This window comes from Pseudomonas sp. KBW05 (genome assembly GCF_003852405.1).
GTDB lineage: Bacteria > Pseudomonadota > Gammaproteobacteria > Pseudomonadales > Pseudomonadaceae > Aquipseudomonas.
In genome coordinates, this window is sequence record NZ_QAJM01000007.1 from 375696 (window position 1) to 394039 (window position 18344).

Annotated in this window: 17 protein-coding genes; 5 read left to right on the plus strand and 12 right to left on the minus strand. The window is 64.1% G+C overall.

Features of this window, described 5'->3' with window-relative positions; translation table 11 throughout:
* Window position 1 precedes the first annotated feature (1 nt).
* The 11 genes from DBR46_RS07340 to cbiE all read right to left on the minus strand — a co-directional run bounded on the left by DBR46_RS07340 (window position 2) and on the right by cbiE (window position 12308).
* Complete coding sequence (locus DBR46_RS07340) at window positions 2-1012, minus strand: iron ABC transporter permease (RefSeq protein WP_124525606.1); 1011 nt, start codon at window positions 1010-1012, stop codon at window positions 2-4.
* The gene (locus tag DBR46_RS07345; RefSeq protein WP_124525607.1) at window positions 1009-1956 is read right to left on the minus strand and encodes an ABC transporter substrate-binding protein; all 948 of its coding nucleotides are present in this window, start codon (window positions 1954-1956) and stop codon (window positions 1009-1011) included. Before DBR46_RS07345 ends, DBR46_RS07340 begins: the two co-directional genes overlap by 4 nt.
* Window positions 1953-2735: an ABC transporter ATP-binding protein gene (locus DBR46_RS07350; RefSeq protein WP_124525608.1), complete on the minus strand. Its 783-nt coding sequence runs from the start codon at window positions 2733-2735 to the stop codon at window positions 1953-1955. Before DBR46_RS07350 ends, DBR46_RS07345 begins: the two co-directional genes overlap by 4 nt.
* A gap of 140 nt (window positions 2736-2875) precedes the next feature.
* Window positions 2876-4984, minus strand: coding sequence for a TonB-dependent siderophore receptor (locus DBR46_RS07355; protein ID WP_124525609.1), 2109 nt, complete (start codon window positions 4982-4984; stop codon window positions 2876-2878).
* Between the two features lie 149 nt (window positions 4985-5133).
* On the minus strand, window positions 5134-6516 hold the full coding sequence (locus DBR46_RS07360) for a PepSY domain-containing protein (RefSeq protein ID WP_124525610.1): 1383 nt from the start codon (window positions 6514-6516) through the stop codon (window positions 5134-5136).
* 115 nt (window positions 6517-6631) lie between these two features.
* Window positions 6632-8692, minus strand: a complete 2061-nt coding sequence (locus DBR46_RS07365) for a TonB-dependent copper receptor (RefSeq protein ID WP_124525611.1) — start codon at window positions 8690-8692, stop codon at window positions 6632-6634.
* Window positions 8693-8785: 93 nt separating this feature from the next.
* Window positions 8786-9187, minus strand: coding sequence for a DUF2946 domain-containing protein (locus DBR46_RS07370; protein ID WP_124525612.1), 402 nt, complete (start codon window positions 9185-9187; stop codon window positions 8786-8788).
* An 11-nt stretch (window positions 9188-9198) separates the two neighbouring features.
* The gene (locus tag DBR46_RS07375) at window positions 9199-9681 is read right to left on the minus strand and encodes a copper chaperone PCu(A)C (RefSeq protein ID WP_017738518.1); all 483 of its coding nucleotides are present in this window, start codon (window positions 9679-9681) and stop codon (window positions 9199-9201) included.
* 46 nt (window positions 9682-9727) lie between these two features.
* A complete protein-coding gene (locus tag DBR46_RS07380; protein ID WP_124525613.1) occupies window positions 9728-10123 on the minus strand; it encodes a DUF2946 domain-containing protein in 396 nt (131 codons plus the stop codon).
* 263 nt (window positions 10124-10386) lie between these two features.
* Window positions 10387-11106, minus strand: a complete 720-nt coding sequence (locus DBR46_RS07390; protein ID WP_124525614.1) for a cobalt-precorrin-6A reductase — start codon at window positions 11104-11106, stop codon at window positions 10387-10389.
* Window positions 11103-12308 carry a precorrin-6y C5,15-methyltransferase (decarboxylating) subunit CbiE gene (cbiE, locus tag DBR46_RS07395; protein ID WP_124525615.1) on the minus strand — a complete coding sequence of 402 codons (1206 nt, stop codon included), beginning with the start codon at window positions 12306-12308 and terminating at the stop codon, window positions 11103-11105. Before cbiE ends, DBR46_RS07390 begins: the two co-directional genes overlap by 4 nt.
* A 95-nt stretch (window positions 12309-12403) precedes the next feature.
* Here cbiE and cobG point away from each other — a divergent pair, with 95 nt between their 5' ends.
* The 5 genes from cobG to DBR46_RS07420 all read left to right on the plus strand — a co-directional run bounded on the left by cobG (window position 12404) and on the right by DBR46_RS07420 (window position 17697).
* Window positions 12404-13693, plus strand: a complete 1290-nt coding sequence (gene cobG, locus DBR46_RS07400; protein ID WP_305955594.1) for a precorrin-3B synthase — start codon at window positions 12404-12406, stop codon at window positions 13691-13693.
* Window positions 13686-14312 (plus strand): precorrin-8X methylmutase, encoded by a 627-nt coding sequence (locus DBR46_RS07405; protein ID WP_017738525.1) that lies wholly within the window; start codon window positions 13686-13688, stop codon window positions 14310-14312. The genes cobG and DBR46_RS07405 overlap by 8 nt, the downstream gene beginning before the upstream one ends.
* Window positions 14312-15043, plus strand: coding sequence for a precorrin-2 C(20)-methyltransferase (locus tag DBR46_RS07410; RefSeq protein ID WP_124525616.1), 732 nt, complete (start codon window positions 14312-14314; stop codon window positions 15041-15043). Before DBR46_RS07405 ends, DBR46_RS07410 begins: the two co-directional genes overlap by 1 nt.
* A complete protein-coding gene (gene cobJ / locus DBR46_RS07415) occupies window positions 15043-16680 on the plus strand; it encodes a precorrin-3B C(17)-methyltransferase (protein WP_124525617.1) in 1638 nt (545 codons plus the stop codon). The genes DBR46_RS07410 and cobJ overlap by 1 nt, the downstream gene beginning before the upstream one ends.
* A 237-nt stretch (window positions 16681-16917) precedes the next feature.
* Window positions 16918-17697: a hypothetical protein gene (locus DBR46_RS07420; protein WP_124525618.1), complete on the plus strand. Its 780-nt coding sequence runs from the start codon at window positions 16918-16920 to the stop codon at window positions 17695-17697.
* Here the strand turns inward: DBR46_RS07420 and DBR46_RS07425 are convergent.
* Window positions 17694-18290 carry a MarC family protein gene (locus DBR46_RS07425; RefSeq protein WP_124525619.1) on the minus strand — a complete coding sequence of 199 codons (597 nt, stop codon included), beginning with the start codon at window positions 18288-18290 and terminating at the stop codon, window positions 17694-17696. The two genes, DBR46_RS07420 and DBR46_RS07425, sit on opposite strands and share 4 nt — an antisense overlap.
* Window positions 18291-18344: the final 54 nt, after the last annotated feature.

Here is an 18344-nt window from a genome sequence, read left to right on the forward strand (position 1 = left end):
TTCAGCGCTTGCGCATCAACCCAATAAAAAACACCCCGCCAATCGCCGCCGTGGCCACGCCGATGGGCAGGTCCTCGGGGGCGATCAGGGTGCGTGCCGCCACATCCACCCACACCAGGAACAGGCTGCCAAGCAGGGCGCAGGCAGGCAGTAACCGGCGATGCTCGGCGCCCACCAGGCGCCTGGCGATATGCGGCACCATCAGCCCGACAAAGCCGATGGAGCCACTGATGGACACCAGCACACCCGTCATCAGCGAGGCCACCAGGAACACCTTCAAACGCACCGTGCGGGCGTTCAGGCCCAGGGTCACGGCGGTCTGCTCACCGGCCATCAAGGCGTTCAACGGGCGGGCCATGCCGAGCAGGACCAGCAGGCCCAGCAGCACGGTGGCGCAAGGGATCGCCAGCAGTTCCCAGCGCGCCAGGCCGAGGCCGCCGAGCATCCAGAACATCACCGCCGAGGCTGCGCGGTGGTCGCCCATGAACAGCAACAGGTTGGCCGCCGCCATCATCACGAACGACACCGCCACCCCGCACAACAGCAGTCGATCACTCTCCAGTCGCCCATTGCGGCTGGCCACCGCCAGCACCACCAGCATGCTCAGCAGGGCGCCGATAAACGCGGCGATGGGCAGGGTCAGCAGGCCGATGATTTCGCCCACATGCAGCACCACGATCACCGCGCCCAACGTCGCGCCTGAGGTCACGCCAAGCAGGTGGGGGTCGGCCAGCGGGTTGCGCGTGACCGCCTGCAACACCGCGCCGATCAATGCCAAACCGGCGCCGACCAATGCCCCCAGCAGCATGCGCGGTACGCGGATCAGCCAGACGATATGTTCCTGCCCCGCCGGCCAAGTCACCTCGCCGATGCCGAAGGCCTTGTACAGCACGATCCGCCAGACCACTTCCACCGGCACCCGCGCCGGGCCGAAACCCAGGGAGATCACGCACGAGGCCAGCAATAACGCTGCGAGGGCGACCAGCAGCAGGGCGTAGCGACGGGAGATCATTCGCCGTGGAACCCCTTGGCCAGGGTTTCCACGGCCAGCACGTTGTCGATCCCCGGCGTGGCCTGCACGTAGGGGATCACGATGAACCGCTGGTTCTTGATCGCGTCCACTCCTTGCAACGCAGGGTTATTCAGCAGGAATTGCTGCTTCTGTTCGGCGGTGATTTCGCTGTAGTCGACGATCACGATCACCTGCGGGTTGCGTTCCACCACGGTCTCCCAGTTGACGCGGGTCCAGCTGGCGTCGACGTCATCGAGGATGTTGCGCCCGCCAGCCGCGTCGATCAGCGCCTGGGGCATGCCCAGGCGCCCGGAGGTCATGGCGCGGTCTTCGCCGCTGTCGTAGAGGAATACCCGGGGCTTGTCGTCGGGCAGGTCTTTTTGCACCTCATCGACCTGGGCCTGCATCTGCGCGATCAGGGTATTGGCGCGGTCCTGCACGTCGAAGATCCGGCCCAGGTTGCGCAGGTCGTTATAGGTGTCGTCGAGGGTCGCGGCCGGGCGCTTCATCACGAAGGCGCAGGATTCGGTCAGCTCGTACACGTTGATGCCCAGGGGTTGCAGGGTGCTTGGCGTGAGGTCGCCGCCCACGCGCATGCCGTAATCCCAGCCGGCGAAGAAGAAGTCCACGTTGGCGTTGAGCAGGGTTTCTACCGACGGGTACTTGCTCGCCAGTTCCGGCAGACCGTCGAGGGTGCTGGCCATTTCCGGTGTCACCGACTTCCAGCCTGTCACGCCGCTGTAGCCGGCCATGCGCGGCTTGAGGCCGAGGGCGAGCATCATCTGCGTCATGTTGATGTCGTGGCTGACGGCGTGCCTGGGAGCTTCCTGGAAGGTCACGTCGCGGTTGCAGCTTTTGACGGTGACCGGGTAACGGGTGGCCTCGGCGAATGCTTCAGAGGCACCGGACAACAGGGCTACAGCCAGCAGGGAACGCAGGATCATGGTTGGGTTATCCAGGTGATTCGGGGGTAGTCGGACAAGGGGTGGGTGTCGATCAGCGCTTCAACGCCAAACACTTCGCGCAGCAGTTCGGTGGTCAGCACTTCATGGGGCGTGCCGCTGGCGACGATGCGGCCGTGGTTGATCACGTACAGGCGATCACAGAATGCGGCGGCCAGGTTGAGGTCGTGGATGCTGGCCAGGGTGCCGATGCTCAGGCGCTTGACCAGCCGCAGCAGCTCAAGCTGGTAGCGCGGATCGAGGTGGTTGGTGGGCTCGTCGAGGATCAGCAATTGGGGTTGCTGGGCCAGGGCGCGGGCGAGGATCACCCGTTGTTTTTCCCCGCCGGAAAGGGTGGCGAAGGCGTGGTCTTCGAAGCCGTGCATGCCCACTGATTGCAAAGCGGTTTGCACCAACTGCTGGTCGTGCAGCGTGTCGCCATCGAACAACCCCTTATGGGGCGTGCGGCCCATGGCGATCACTTCATCCACGCGCAGGCCGAAGGCGTCGGGGAATTCCTGGAGTACCACGGCGATGCGTTGCGCACACCATTTGGCGCTTTGTTTCCACACGTTCTGGTGGTGGAGCACGACGTCGCCGCGCGCCGGCTGGGTGAAGCGATAGGCGCAACGCAGCAGGCTGGTCTTGCCGCTGCCGTTGGGGCCGATCAGGCCGACGAACTCCCCCGCACCGACCTGCAGGCTGGCGTCACGCAGGTGGAACTGGTGATGGCAGTGGCTGGTTGGGGACCAGTTGAGGTCGGTGAGGGTTAGCGATGTCATCAAGTCTCTCAAGTTAAAACCGGTCCAAATGTGGGAGCGGGCTTGCTCGCGAATGCGGTGTGCCAGTCAATACATCTGCTACTGATCCACCGCATTCGCGAGCAAGCCCGCTCCCACATTTTTGACCTGTGTTGTATCAGTTAAAAGGTGTAGTCCGCGGTGACGAAGAACGAGCGCGGCTCACCGAGGATCCACTGCTGTCCATCATTGTATTGGCTGACGGCATAGGTGCGATCAAACAGGTTATTCAGTTGCAGCCCCAACGTGGTGTTGCGCATGGCCTTCCACGACACCGTCGCATCAACCACGGTATAGCTCGGCAGCTCGTTTTGGTTGGCCATGTCGGCATACCGCGCATCCACATAACGCACGCCGGCACCGGCGCGGATGTCGTCGGTCACCGCCTTGCTCAGCCACAGGTTGGCGGTGCGGCGCGGCACGTCCACCGGGCGGTTGCCGTCGCGGGAGACTTGTACGCCGTTGACGTCCTGCTTGAAGTCGTCGTACTGCGCATGCACCAGCGCCGCGTTGGCTTGCAGGGCCCAGGCGTGGGGCAGTTGCAGGTCGAGGCTGGCTTCCAGGCCACGGGAGGATTGCTGGCCGACTTGCTGTTGGCGGCTCGGATCGCCCGGTACGTCGGTGAGCAGTTTCTTTTTGACGATGTGGTAAGCGGCCAGGGTCCATTCGCCACGCTGGTCCCAGAAGGCTTGCTTGATTCCGATCTCGGTCTGCTTGGCGGTGGAGAGGTCGAACTGCTGCTGGCCGGGGCTCAGGGAAATCAGGCCACCGACGCCGTCGGTGCTGGTGGCGTATTGGCCGTAGACCGAGGTGTCCGGGGTGATCGCGTAGACCAGGCCGGCTTTCCAGTTATTGCCGGTGAGGGTTTTGTCGGACTGGCTGCCGTCGCGCAAGTTGTCGCGGTCCACGTGGGCGTAATCGCGACGGATACCGGTGACCAGCGCCAGTTGATCGCTGAGCTGCAAACGGTTTTCGGCGAAGCCGGCGACGGTTTTGGTGGTGGTGGCGAACAGCGGCAGGAATGCGCTGCTGCTTGCAAACTCGCCGGGTGCCGGGTGGTTGATATCGATGGGTTGGCCATCGGCAAAGGTATCGGTGAACGGCGAGTTGCTGGCCAGGCGGAAGCGGATGCGGTTGTATTCCACGCCGGTCACGGTCTGGCTGTCGAGGCCGAACAGGGTGTGCTTGAAGGTGAAGGTCTGGCGGTCGCCGACCTGTTCCTGGTTGTGCTTGATGCCGTAATTGCCGCTGCGGGTGAGCTGGCCGTCGGTGAAGTTGTAGTTCTCGGCGTTCTGCCAGCGGCGTTGGTTTTTCAGGTAGAACAGCTCGTTGGTGGCGCTGAGGTTGTCACTGATTTGCCACTCGCTGGTCAGGCGCGTCCACTGGTCGTTGTAGTGCTGGATGTCGTCGCGGACGTTGTAGTTTTTCTCGCGCAGGCCTTTGTGCAACTGGCCGTTGATCAGCGGCGTACCGAAGTAGTTTTGCGGGCGCTGGTCGCCGTAGTCGCTGGCGAGGGTGAAGCTGAGGTTGTCCGCCGCCTGCCAGCGCAGGGCGCCGCTGATGAAGTCGCTGCTGGAGTCGCCACGGTCGATGAAACCGTTGCTGCGCAGACGGTTGAGGTTGAGGCGATAGCTCAGGGTGTCGGTCAGCGAACCGCCGCTGTCGAGGGCCTGTTGCTGGCGGTCATAGGAACCGTAGCCGAGGCGGATGTGGTTTTCGATCTCGCCTTCGAACGGCTTTTTCGGCACGGTGTTGATCACCGCGCCGGTGGCGCCTTCGCCGTACAGCACGGAGGCCGGGCCGCGCAGCACGTCCACGCGTTCCACCGCCCAGGTGTCCACCGGGAAGGTCGAGGTGCCCATGCCCATGTACATGCGGTTGCCGTCGTAGAGCTGCATCACCGAACCCTGGCCGGTAAAACCGCGGGCCGACAACGACGTGCCGCCGTCCCCCGGGGTGCCGGTGCGGCTGATGCCGGTGGCGCGGGAAATCGCGTCCTGCACGCTGGCGTCGCCCCGCTCGCGGATCTGCGCGCCGGTCTGGCTTTCAACGCTGCCGGGGGTTTGCAGGGCCGTGAGGTTCAGGCGCGAACCGGCGGTGGTCGGGGTCTTCAGGTCGATGTGTTCATCGTCCACAGCCGGTGCGGTGACGGGGCTGGCGGGCAGGGTCAGGGCCTGGGCACTGGTATGCAAGGCGAGCAGGCACAGCCCGGACGCGAGGTACTTGTTCATGGGGCGATCAGTCTTCTTGGAGGGTTACTCGCCGCGTGTGGCGGCGAGCAACAATAACGCAGTAAGTGTTATAAGTTAACACTTATTCGCTGCGAGACAAAAGTCGCGCAAGGCTACAGAAGTGCTCTGTATGGGGCATCTCACTGGGTTCATGGCGAACCTGAGGCGGATTCATGTTGGCCAAAAAAACGCGAGAGAATCAGACGATCCAAGGCCCACACGACGATCAACGACGCGCCCACCAACGGGAAAACGATCGCCAGGCCGAGCATGATCACCATCGCGGTTTTCCACTTCGGCAGGTCATGGCGCAGCGGCGGTACCCCGAGCTTGCCCTGGGGTTTGCGCTTCCACCAGATCACCACGCCGCTGACGGCGCTGAGCAGGATCATCAGGCAGATCAGCAACACGATCAGTTGGTTGACCCAGCCGAACATCTTGCCTTCGTGCAGCATCACACCGGTCTCGGTGGCGCGGGCGACGGTGTTGTAGTGCTGCCAGCGCACATCGGCGAGGACCTTGCCGGTGTACTGGTCCACGTGCAGGGTGGCGTCGTTGCGCGGGTCGTCGGCGAACACCGCGACGGTGAACACGCCTTCGGCGGTGGTGGGGAAAGTGATGCTGTAGCCGGGCTCGACCTTGCGTGCGTTGGCCAAATCCACCACCTGTTGCAGACGCAGGGTCGGCGCGGCGGGAGCGGAATGCAGGGCGCCGTGGTTCATGTGCTCAGCGTGGTCGCCAGACATCGGCATGGGGGTGTTTTCCATGGCCCAGGGCACGGTCTGTTGGCTCGCGGTGTTGAGCACGCGGGCCTGCTGGTCGGACTGCGGCACATCGCTCCACATCGCCGCCGGGAATTTATTCCACAGGTCGGCGTATTGCTTGCCCCAGAAGCCGGTCCAGGTCATGCCGCTGAGCAGCATCACCAGCAGCAACGCGGCGCCCCAGAAACCGGTGACGGCGTGCAGGTCGCGCCAGAACACGCGGCCGCGACTGCTGAAACGTGGCCACAACACACCGCCCGGCGACTTGCCGCGCGGCCACCACAGGTACACGCCGGACACCACCAGCATCACGCCCCAACCGGCGGCGAGTTCCACCAGGCGGTCGCCGACGGTGCCGATCATCAGCTCACCGTGCAGGGCGCGGGCGATGGCTTGCAGGTTGTACTTGGCGTCCTGTTCACCGAGGACCGTGCCGCGATAAGGGTCAATGAATACCGTGACTTCGCGGCCCTTGTCGTGCAGCACGAACTGCGCGCTGCTGGTGGTGGTCGCGGGCGGCAGGTATTTGCTGATGGCGGCCTGGGGGTAGGCGACCCTGGCGCGTTGCAGTTGCTCGTCGGCGGTGAGCGCGTGTTCGGCGGCCGGGACGGTGAGCAGGTGGCCGTACATCAGCGGGTCGAGCTGGGGTTTGAACAGGTAGATGATGCCGGTCAGGGCCAGCAGCACCATGAAGGGGGCGACGAAGAGGCCGGCGTAGAAATGCCAGCGCCAGGCCAGGTTGTAGAAGGAAACTTTTGGGGTGCTCATCAGGGGCTCCGCAAGGCTTTAGAAATTTTTGTCTGTTATGCCGCCTTCGCGAGCAAGCCCGCTCCCACAGTTGAAATGCATTCCAACTGTGGGAGCGGGCTTGCTCGCGAAGCTTTTAGAAGCTCATATCAACTTTGGTCCACAGGGTGCGACCAGGCTCCTTGATGGCCTGCGGATCATTGGCCGGGTAGCCGAACCCGGCGTTGCCGGCCAGGTTCAAGTGCTCGGCGTAGGCTTTGCCGAACAGGTTGTCCACACCGGTGCTGACCTTGAAGTTTTTATTGATGCGGTACGCCGCGTTCAGCGAGAACACGCCAAAGCCGCCGCTCTTGGCGTAGTCCTTGCCGACCACGTTGCCCTTGTTCTGATCGATGCGGTTCTGTGCCGCGACCACCCGCCACAAGGCGCCGGCGCTCCAGTCGTCTTCGCTGTAGGTGAGGCCCAGGCGGGCGTCCAGCGGCGGCATTTGTGGCAGGGCCTTGCCGTCGCTGCTGTTCTTGCCCCAGGCGTAGGCGAGGGTGGCGTCGGTTTTCCAGTGACGCGTCAGTTTGTACGCCGCGCCCAGTTCGCCACCCATGATGCGCGCGTCGACGTTGCGCGCCTGGGAGGTGGTGCCCATCATCCCGGGCTTGTAGTCGAACAGGATGAAGTCCTGCACGCGGCCGATGTAGCCCGAGGCCCAGGCTTCGAGGTCGGCGCTTTTGTATTGCGCGCCGAAGTCGAGTTGGGTGGTCTTTTCCGGTTTTACGCCGTCGAACGCGTTCACTGAACCGGCTGCGCCGGTGTTCGGCGAAAACAGCTCCCAGTAATCCGGGAAGCGTTCCGAATGGCCCAGGCCGGCGTAGAGGGTGGTGGGGCTGTCGGCCAGGTCGTGCTCATAACGCACGAAGCCGGACGGCAAGGTGTCGGCGCGGGTGTTGTCGGCCGTCGGGTTGGGGCGCGTCATCATGCCGGAGCCGGTGCGCTGGCGGAAATCCTTGGCCGAGGCGCGGTCCAGGCGCGCGCCGGTGATCAGGCGCTCGCGGTCGGCGGCGTACCAGGTGAGTTCACCGAACACCCCGTAGTTGTGGAAGTTGGCGTCCTTGACCCGGGGCAGCTCCTTGTAGGTGTCGATGCCCATGCTGCTGCGCTGGCGGTGTTCGTTGGTCTGCGCATCCAGGCCGCTGATCAGTTGCACATCGGCCCAACGCCAGGTGGCCTTGATGCGTGCGCCGAGGGTGCGACGGTCGACATTGGACGCCATCGGCCCGGCCATCATCCCGGTGCCCGAGGGCGTGCGCAGGCTGTAGTTGTCCATCACGTGGTCGGCGTAGTTGTAGTAGACCTGGGCCTCGACCTTGTCCAGCACCTCGCCGATGTTGGATTTCTCGAAACGCAGCCCGAGGCTTTCGCGCAGGAACTGCGAGCCGTCCATGCCGCGTCCGGCGTAGCGCGCTTCGCCATCGCCACGGCCGGCGGTGAGTTCCAGCAGGGTGTCGGCGTCGGGGGTAAAGCCGACGGCCACGTCACCGTTCCACTTGTCGTAGCGCGAGGCCACGGTGTCGTTGTTGCCGTCCTTGTAGTCATCGGCGTGGGCCTGGTTGCCGATCACCCGGACATAGCCCAGTGGGCCACCGGCGGCGGCGTCGATGACCTTGTCGAAGCGCCCGTTGGAGCCGGCCAGCACGCTGGCGTTGAGGCGTGTGCCCAACTCGCCGAACTGCTCCGGCTCGCGTTCGAACAGGATCGTGCCAGCCGAGGCGCCCGGGCCCCAGAGCACGGTCTGCGGGCCTTTGATCACGGTGAGCTTGTCGTAGGTTTCCGGGGAAATGTACGAGGTGGGCGCGTCCATCCGGCCGGGGCAGGCGCCGAGCATCATGCTGCCATTGGTGAGGATATTCAGGCGCGAGCCGAACATGCCGCGTAGCACCGGGTCGCCGTTGGTGCCACCGTTGCGCACCAGGGCAAAGCCGGGGATGGTCTTGAGGTAGTCGCCGCCATCGCTGGCGGGCACCGGCTGGCGCGGGTCCTTGGGGTTGGTGATCACGGTCAGCGGTGAGCTGGGGGCAATCGCGGTGATGACGGTGGGGCTCAGTTCGTTTTCATCGGCGTGAGCCAGTGGCACCAAGAGTGCGCCGCACAGAACGGCGAACACGGGGGTACATCCCAAACGGGAGTCAGCAGTAAACCTGGACATGACAAATTCCATCAATCAATCGTAAACAACACGGCCAGCAGCCTGCGGCTGTCTGTCTAAAGTCGGCCGGGGTGAAGTAACGCTGTGAAGTGCCTACGAGACGATGGGCGGCGCACGGCTACGGGCGCCGGGGAAGATGCTCTGCCGGGCATGTCCCAGACGCGTGGCGGGGGTGAGGGCGGTGGCCGGCGATGGGGCGCCGAAGGTGATTGTGGAAACGCCGCCGGGCAGGGCGGGGCAGCTGTAGAGCAGGTCGCAATAGCCGCATTTGGCCCAGAGGGCGTGGTGTTCGTCAGGGGCTTTTTTGTGATGGGAGTCGCCGTGGTCCATCGGCATGTCCATGGACATGCTCATCGACATACCGGCGTGATGATCCATCGGCATCGCTTGGGAAATCAGCGGACCGATAAAAATCATCAGCATGGCGAACAGGCTGATCCAACTGCCGCGCGTTACGCGGGCGTGTGGCGACAACCTGGCGCGAGGGGCGCCCATCGAGTGTTGGCCTAGTGGGCGTGTTTATGCTCGTGGGCGGCCATCGGCGGCACCTTCTGCACCGACACTTCAACCTCGACCTTGCCGGCTTTTTCGAAGGTGAGGGTCAGCGGGAATTGCTTGCCGTCGGCCAGCAGGCTGCGGTCTTTGAGGCCCAGCAGCATGACGTGGTAGGCCATCGGCGCGAAAGTCAGCTCGCCCTTGGCGGGCACGGCGACGTTGGGCACTTGTTGCATCTTCATCAAATCGCCCTGCATGACGTGTTCATGCAACTCGGCTTTGTCGGCGACCGGCGTCTCGACGCTGAGCAGGCGGTCCGGCGTTTCGCCGGTGTTATGAATCACAAAGTACGCCGCGACCGTTGGCGCATTCGGCGGCAACTCCTGGGACCAGGGATCGCTGACCAGCAGGTCGCCGGCCTTGTAGTCATCGGCATTGGCAGCACTGAACACCGGCAGCAACAACGCGGCCAGAAGCAGGGAAGATTTGAGCATGGCAGTTCTCCAGAACGGTTCTAAACGCAGTTCACTTGCGAAGACATCAGGCCGTTGGAGAGGCGCGCGGGTTGAGGCTCGGCCATTGCTGGCGTGGCGTCGGGCTTTGCAGCTGGGGCGGCGGCAAGCTCTGTGAAGTGTTGAATTGCGTGAGGTACAACTGCGGCACATGCCCCGGCAACGCCACCAATGGCGCCGAGCCCGAGCAACACCAGCAATGCTGCATGGTGGAATGATCGTCCTGCTGCGGTGCCGGGATGTCCAGCTTGCCCAGGGCGATGGTCTTGAGCGTGGCGCCATTGGAGGAACAGAAACTGCCCCACAACAATTGCTGCACCGGGTCCTGGGATTGCTGCATCGCGCTGGCCAGCGGCATGGCAAAGGCGTTGAACAGCACTGCAAAGCAGGCGATCCACACAATTGCAAAGCGTTGACGGGCCATGGCGGACAATCCGTAGGGTTAAACGATCAGGTGGGTATTTAGCCTGATCGTAGGGGATAAGTAAAAAGGGGGGGTGTGGTTTGGTGTCGCACTGACAGTGGTTGAGGATAGACGGGAACTGATTAGGTTGCCGGTATCAAGGGTAACGCGGTGCTAAATGTGGGAGCGGGCTTGCTCGCGAAAGCGGAGTGTCAGCCAATACATGGGGGGACTGACACACAGCCTTCGCGAGCAAGCCCGCTCCCACAGGGGATTTGTGGTGTTTAGAGAGTGGTGATTGCCTGTAGTAGTGCAGGTACTGTGGTGAATTCTCGATCTACCTGAGCCAGAACGGGCCGCTTCAACACCAACACCGGCACCCCCAACTCCCGCGCCACTTCCAGCTTCGGCTCCGTCGCCGTGCTACCGCTGTTCTTGCTGATCAGCACATCAATCCCACGCCGTTCGAACAGCACCCGCTCATCCTCGATCAGAAACGGCCCGCGTGCGCCGATCACTTCACAGCGTTCATTGCCCGGATACACATCCAGTGCACGCAGTGTCCAGAACTGCTCTGGCGGGATCTCATGAAGGTGCTGCAACGGCTCACGCCCCAAGGTGAACAGCGGTCGTTTGAACGGCTCCAAAGCGTCAATCAACGAAGCCCAATCACTGACCTCCCGCCAATCATCCCCCGCCTGCGGCTGCCACGCCGGGCGGCGCAAGGCCCAGCAGGGCACGCCGCTCAACTGCGCTGCCTCGGCAGCATTGCGGCTGATCTGCGCTGCATACGGATGGGTCGCGTCGAGAATCAGCCTAATGCCCTCATCCCGGACAAACTTCGCCAAGCCCTCAGCACCACCATAACCCCCGACCCGCACTTGGCAGGTCAGGTCGGTCGGCACGCGCCCGACGCCAGCCAGGCTGTAGATATGTTCCGGGCCCAATGTGCGGGCGATGGCCAACGCTTCCGTCACGCCGCCCAGCAGCAGGATACGTTTCATAGCGGCTTGACCACTTCCAGCAACGTAATCGGCAACGCCTGCCGCCACGTATCAAATTCCCCCAGCGGCTGCGCCTGGGCCACGTGGATGCGCGTCAGTTCGCCGCCATGCCGGACGCGCCAGTCCATCAAGGTCATTTCACTTTGCAGGGTCACGGCGTTGGCGACCAACCGCCCGCCCGGCCGCAGGTGTTGCCAGCAGGTGTCGAGCACGCCTTCGCGGGTGACGCCGCCGCCGATGAAGATGGCATCCGGGGCTTCCAGGCCGTGCAGTGCGTCCGGCGCCTTGCCGCGAACCAATTGCAGCCCGGGCACGCCAAGGGCGTCGCGATTGTGTTCGATCAGGCCTTGGCGGCCCTCATTCGCTTCAATCGCCAGCGCGCGGCAGCTCGGGTGCGCACGCATCCACTCGATACCGATGGAACCGCTGCCCGCGCCCACATCCCACAGCAATTCGCCGGGCATCGGCGCGAGGCGGGCCAGGGTCATGGCGCGCACATCGCGTTTGGTCAGTTGGCCGTCGTGTTTGAACGCCGAATCGGGCAAGCCGGCCAGACGTGACAGGCGCTGAGCCTGCGGGTCGGCCACGCAGTCGATGGCAACCAGGTTCAAATCGGCGACTGAGGCGTGTTGCCAATCCACCGCCAGCCCATCGATGCGCCGCTCATCCACGCCGCCCAAGTGTTCAAACACAGAAACGCGGCTCGGCCCAAACCCGGACGCGGTCAACAAATCGGCAATCAACGCCGGACTGCCCCCGTCATTGCTCAACACCAACAACCGCACGCCACTGGCCAGATGGGCATTCAGCGCCGCCAAAGGCCGCGCCACCACCGACAGTGTCACCACGTCCTGCAACGGCCAGCCCAACCGCGCCGCCGCCAACGACACCGACGATGGCGCCGGCAAGATCAGTAGCTCATCCGCCGCCACCTGCCGCGCCAGGCTCGCGCCCACGCCGTAGAACATCGGGTCACCGCTGGCCAGCACGCACACAGGCTCGCCGCGCCGCGCCAGCAGCGGTTCCAGGGAAAACGGGCTTGGCCACAACTCACGCGCGCCACGAATACACACCGGCAACAGGTCCAACTGGCGCTGAGCACCTATAATCCGCGTGGCGCGCAACAGGGCATGCCGGGCATTGCGGCCCAGGCCCTTGAAGCCGTCTTCACCGATGCCTACAACCGTCAGCCAGGGCGACATAAAGATTCCTTGAGCGACATCCGACGGGCAGGCTTTTCATGCCGCCGGACAAAGCAGGCATAATACCGCGCCTTTACCCGTGAACCGGTAGCCCCGTGAAACAGACGCCCGCTGTGAATACCTTGCGCCCCTCGGCTTGTCCGGGGTTGCTGCGTATCGTCCAGGCGTTGGACGGCGGCATTTGCCGGATCAAACTGGCCGGCGGTTCCATCACCGCAGCGCAAGCCCATGCGGTGGCAGATGCGGCCCAGGCCTATGCGGGCGGGGTGATCGAGGCGACCAACCGCGCCAACTTGCAGATTCGCGGGATCGGCAACGAAGAGGGCGCGTTGATCGCCCTGCTGCTGGCTGCCGACCTCGGCCCCAGCAACGCTGCGGGCGATGATGTGCGCAACTTGATGCTCAGCCCCAGCGCCGGGATCGACCCGCAGATGCTCTTCGACACGCGCCCGCTGGCCGAACAGATCCTCACTACCCTGCAAGGCCACCCGCGTTTCCATGAGCTGTCGGCCAAGTTCGCCGTGCAACTGGATGGCGGCGAAGATCTGGCGATGCTCGAACATCACCACGACCTGTGGTTGTCGGCGTTTGTACGCAATGGCCAGACGCTGCTCGCATTTGGCCTGGCCGGTTGCCCGGGGCTGGATGCGCCGGTGGCCGCCGTGCCGCTGGAGCAAGGCCATGCATTGGTGGTGGCCGTGCTGGAGGCGTTTCTCGACCTCGCCACGCCAGAGCAAACCCGTATGCGTCATTTGGCTGTGGATAAGTTGCTGAGCCGCCTCAGCGTGCCGGTGCTAACGGCCGACGGCTTCAAACGCCCGGCCAGTGGTGCTTTGCTGCACCTCGGCAGTTATCCACAGGTGCAAAAGAATCAGTTCTATGTTGCCGCTCTCGCGCCCTTGGGTCGCCTGGACGCGACGATGCTCAAGGGCGCCGCGCAACTGGCCAGCGACTACGGCGACGGCACGTTGCGCTTCACTCCTTGGCAAGGCGTGCTGCTGCCCTACGTCGAAAAGCCCCACGCCGTGACCGAACGCCTGATGCAGCTGGGCTTTCTGTGTTCAATCGACCAGCCCCTGGCGCGCATGACCGCCTGCACCGGTTCCAGCGGCTGCGGCAAGGCCCTGGCCGACACCAAGGCCGACGCGGTGCAACTGGCCGCCCTGCAAGTGGCGCATGACGTGCACCTGTCCGGCTGCCCGCGTTCCTGCGCCGCCGCGCACACCGCGCCGGTGACCTTGCTGGCCGTGAGCCCCGGCCACTACGACCTCTATTTTCGCGATGCAGCCCAGCCCGGTTTCGGCCGGCTGCATGCGCATGCCCTTTCTATTGAAGCGACGGGTGCCTTGCTGCGCGCCCGCCCACGGAGCAACACCGATGATTGATTACATCCGCGACGGTCAGGAGATCTATCGCAACTCCTTCGCCATTATTCGCGCGGAAGCCAAGTTGGAGCGCATCCCGGCCGACCTGGAAAAACTCGCGGTGCGGGTGATTCATGCCTGCGGCATGGTCGACGCCATCGACGGCCTGCAATTTTCCGAAGGTGCAGGCAAGGCCGGGCGCGATGCGCTGGCCGCTGGCGCGCCGATCTTGTGCGATGCGCGGATGGTCTCCGAAGGCGTGACCCGCGCGCGCCTGCCGGCCAATAACGAGGTGATCTGCACCCTGCGCGACGACAGCGTGCCGGAGCTGGCGCGGGAGTTGGGCAACACGCGTTCCGCTGCGGCTCTGGAGCTGTGGCGTCCGCACCTGGAAGGCAGTGTGGTGGTGATCGGCAACGCGCCGACTGCGTTGTTCTACCTGCTGGAAATGATTGATGCGGGCGCACCGAAACCGGCGTTGATCCTCGGTTTTCCGGTGGGCTTTGTTGGCGCCGCCGAATCCAAGGCGATGCTCGCCGCCGACAGCCGTGGCGTGCCGTTCGTGATCATGCAGGGCCGCCTGGGCGGCAGTGCGATGGCCGCCGCAGCGGTGAATGCCCTGGCCACGGAGGTCGAATAATGCAGGCGCGTGGACGTTTGATTGGCCTGGGCGTAGGCCCCGGCGACCCGGAACTGATCACGCTCAAGGCCTTGCGCCTGCTGCGTGAGTCGCCGGTGGTGGCGTACTTCGTGGCCAAGGGCAAGAAGGGCAACGCCTTTGGCATCATCGAGGACCATCTGGTGCCGCAGCAAACGCTGATGCCGCTGGTGTACCCGGTGACCACCGAAGCCTTGCCGGCACCGATGTCGTACGAGCAAGTGATCAGTGACTTCTACGACGCCGCCAGCGTGGACGTGGCTGCACACCTGGACGCCGGTCGCGATGTGGCAGTGATCTGCGAAGGTGACCCGTTCTTCTACGGCTCCTACATGTACCTGCATGACCGCCTCGCCGAGCGATACGAAGCGCAGGTCATCCCCGGCGTGTGCTCGATGCTCGGTGGCGCTTCGGTGCTCGGCGCGCCGCTGGTGTATCGCAACCAGAGCCTGTCGGTGCTCTCGGGCGTGTTGCCCCCTGACGATCTCAAGCGCCGTTTGGCGGACGCCGATGCGGCGGTGATCATGAAGCTGGGCCGCAACTTCCCGAAAGTGCGCCAGGTGCTGGAGGAACTCGGCCTGGCTGGGCGCGCGTTGTATGTGGAGCGCGCCACCATGGCGAACCAGAAGATCGTGCCGCTGGATCAGGTGGATCCGTCATCGTCGCCGTACTTCTCGCTGATCATCGTGCCCGGTGAACGGTGGCAAGGTTGATGACGCCGGCGATTGTCATATTGGGCCAGGGCAGCCTGGCCACTGCGCGCGCGATTCAGCAGGTTTACCCCGGTGCGTTGATCCACGGTCTGACGGGCCGCGTTGAAGGCGCCGACCAGACCTACAGCGAATTCGGCGCGACCCTGCGTCAGCTGTATCAACAAGGCACGCCGCTGATTGCGCTGTGCGCCGCCGGGATCGTGATCCGCACCCTCGCGCCGTTGCTGCTGGAGAAAGGCGAAGAGCCTGCCGTGCTGGCGGTGGCCGAAGACGGCAGTGCCGTGGTGCCGCTGCTCGGCGGCCTGGGCGGTGTGAACGTGATGGCGCGGGAGATTGCTGCAGCGCTAGACGTGGCGGCTGCGATCACCACCAGTGGCGAGCTGCGTTTTGGCACCTGCCTGCTCAACCCTCCAAGCGGTTATGAACTGGCCGACCTGGAGCTGGGCAAGCGCTTCGTCTCGGACCTGCTGGCGGGTGCGAGTGTGCGCATCGAAGGTGCGGCGCCGTGGCTGGACCACGCCGACTTGCCCCAGGATCAGCAGGCGCACCTGGCTATTCACGTGGGCAGTGCCGAGCGTGTGCCGGCCGCCAACGAGTTGCTGATCTACCCGAAGAACGTCAGCGTGACCTGCGCGCCGGGCGCACAGTTGGCCGAACGTGTGCGCGCGGCGTTGCATGACGCGGGCATCGCCGTGCAATCCCTCGCCTGCCTCTTGGCCAGCGACACGCAGATGGCCGAAGCATCGTTGCATGACGCGGCACTGGAGCTGGGTGTGCCGCTGCGGTTTACCCGCGTGACCCAGGACGCCGACATTGTGGTCAACGTTGCCGAGCAGCCGCTGGACCTGTCCCAGGTAGGCCGTGTGCGTGGCCGTCTCGCCGTGATCGGCCTGGGCCCTGGCGCGGCCGAGCTGATGGTGCCCGCGGTGAAGGCCGAACTGGCCCGCTGCACCGACGTGCTCGGCTACGAAACCTATGTGCGCATGGCCGGGCCGTTCCGTGACGACCAGGTGCAGCACTGCACCGATAACCGCGAAGAAATGCAGCGCGCGCGCCACGCGTTCGAGCTGGCTGCGCAAGGCCGTTCGGTGGTGGTGGTATCGTCCGGCGACCCGGGTGTGTTCGCCATGGCGTCGGCGGTGATCGAGGCGTTGCATGAGTCCAGTGATCCGGCCTGGCATCAGGTCGACCTGGAAATCCTGCCGGGCGTCTCGGCTTCCCTCGCCACCGCTGCCCAGGCGGGCGCGCCGTTGGGGCATGATTTTTGTGTGATGTCGCTGTCGGACAACCTCAAGCCCTGGTCGATCATCGAAAAGCGCCTGGACCTCGCGTCCCAGGCCGACCTGGCGCTGGCGTTCTACAATCCGATCTCGCGCTCGCGGCCGTGGCAGTTGGGGCGCGCCCTGGAGATCGTCGCGCTGCATCGCACGCCTGAAACGCCGGTGGTATTGGGCCGTGATATCGGGCGCCCGGGCCAGACCCTGCGTGTCACCACCCTTGGGCAACTGACGCCCGGGCAAGTGGACATGCGCACCATGGTGTTGATCGGCTCATCCACTACCTGCGTGTTCCCGCGCGCCGGTGGTGGTGAGTGGGTGTACACGCCGCGTTGGTACGGCGAGAAACCCGCCTCCTGAAAACAGCCTCACGGCTGCCGGAAAGCTCCGAATGACCCAGGGATTTACCTGTGGTTGTCCGGGGCTTTTTCTTTTTTGCGCGACGAAAACTGGAAGGCCCGCAGGTACCCCGCGCGATTGCTGGGCGCTGGGTTTTCGCGGGTGGCGCCAAGGTATGTTTGTGGCGTGGAAAGCCTGGCGGCCACTGGACTAGTGTGAGGGCAAGCCCCATGTGGGGTGCTTGTGGAGAACTGAAAAATGGAGCGACATCACAAAAGGATCATCAGTGCAAAACGACGCAAGTTGATTGCCGCCTACAAGCTGCCAGGCTCGCCGGGATTGAATAGCTCATTGCCGGTGGACACGGCGGATGACAGTAATGCGGCGGTGGTCAACAACGGCGTGATCTCGTTTGTCGAGGGCATGTCGGCGTTGAATCGGGAATACATTCGCAAGAGCTACCTGCTGGCGAGCAGTTACGTCAGCGATGTGTTGAAGGTCCATCGAGGGACCGAGGCGTGGTACGACGAATTTATCAAGGTGATGATCAGCCTGGGCTGGCTGCCGCTGCGCAGCAGCTTTGAGCGGGTGGCCAGTTCCGGCAGGGGCCTGACGGTGCAACTGGCGGCGCTGAACATGATTGCCGCGATGCTGGCTTCGACGTCATTGGCCTCGCCGCTATTGGCGGCGTTGCCGAAGCTGGCGGCGGATGCGCTGGAAGCCATGAAGCAGACGCCGGCGTCCTTTGAGCTGTTCAAACGCAACAGCACGGTGCAGGAGGGGGGCGACTTCGGCCTCGCATCCTGCGCGCAGGCCGATGGTGAAGTGACGATGGTGCTGGTGACCTACAGCACCCGTGGCGTGAGCAAGCAGGTCGGCCTGCCGTTTCTTGAGTGGGACAGCTCATCTTCCGAGGCTTTCAGCGGGCAGACCTGCCTGGTGTTGAATACCTCGGTGGTCAACGAAAAAACCATCCAGCTGATGCGCGAGAGCGCGGGTGACAAGGTGCAGCTGGCCATCGCCAAATACCGGATCTAAGGCACCAGGTAACCGCGCACCCCGGTAAAGATGATTTGCGCGGCGAGGGCGCACACGAACAAGCCCATCAACCGGCTGACAATCTGCAAGCCCTGGTCACCGAGGATTCGCTCGATGCGGTTGGACAGGTACAACACCACGCCAACCGTAAGGCTGGCCAGGGCGATGCTGAGGATGGCGGTGAGCTTGTCGTCCCAGTGTGGCTGGCTGACGCCCATCACCAGCAGCGCACCGATGGTGCCGGGGCCGACGGTGAGGGGGATGGTCAGCGGCACGATGGTCACGTCCTGTTGCACGTTGTCGCTCTGCACCGCCGACTTGCCCTGGGCCATGCCCAGGGCGGAGATGAACAACACACTGCCGGCGCCGATACGGAACGCATCCACGGTGATGCCGAACACACTGAAAATCACGCGGCCGAACAGGTAGAGCAGCACGCTCGATACCAGGGTCGCCAAGGCGACTTTCCAGGCCAGGCGCCGCCGTTCCTTGCTGGAGTAGCCACGGGTGAGGCTGATAAAGCAGGACAGCACGAAGAACGGGCTGTAGAGCACCAGCATTTTCAGGTAGACGCTGAATAACACGTGGAGCATGGGGGCGGCTCGCGATGAGAGAAGTCTGCGGAGTCTATCAGGCGAAACTGATCA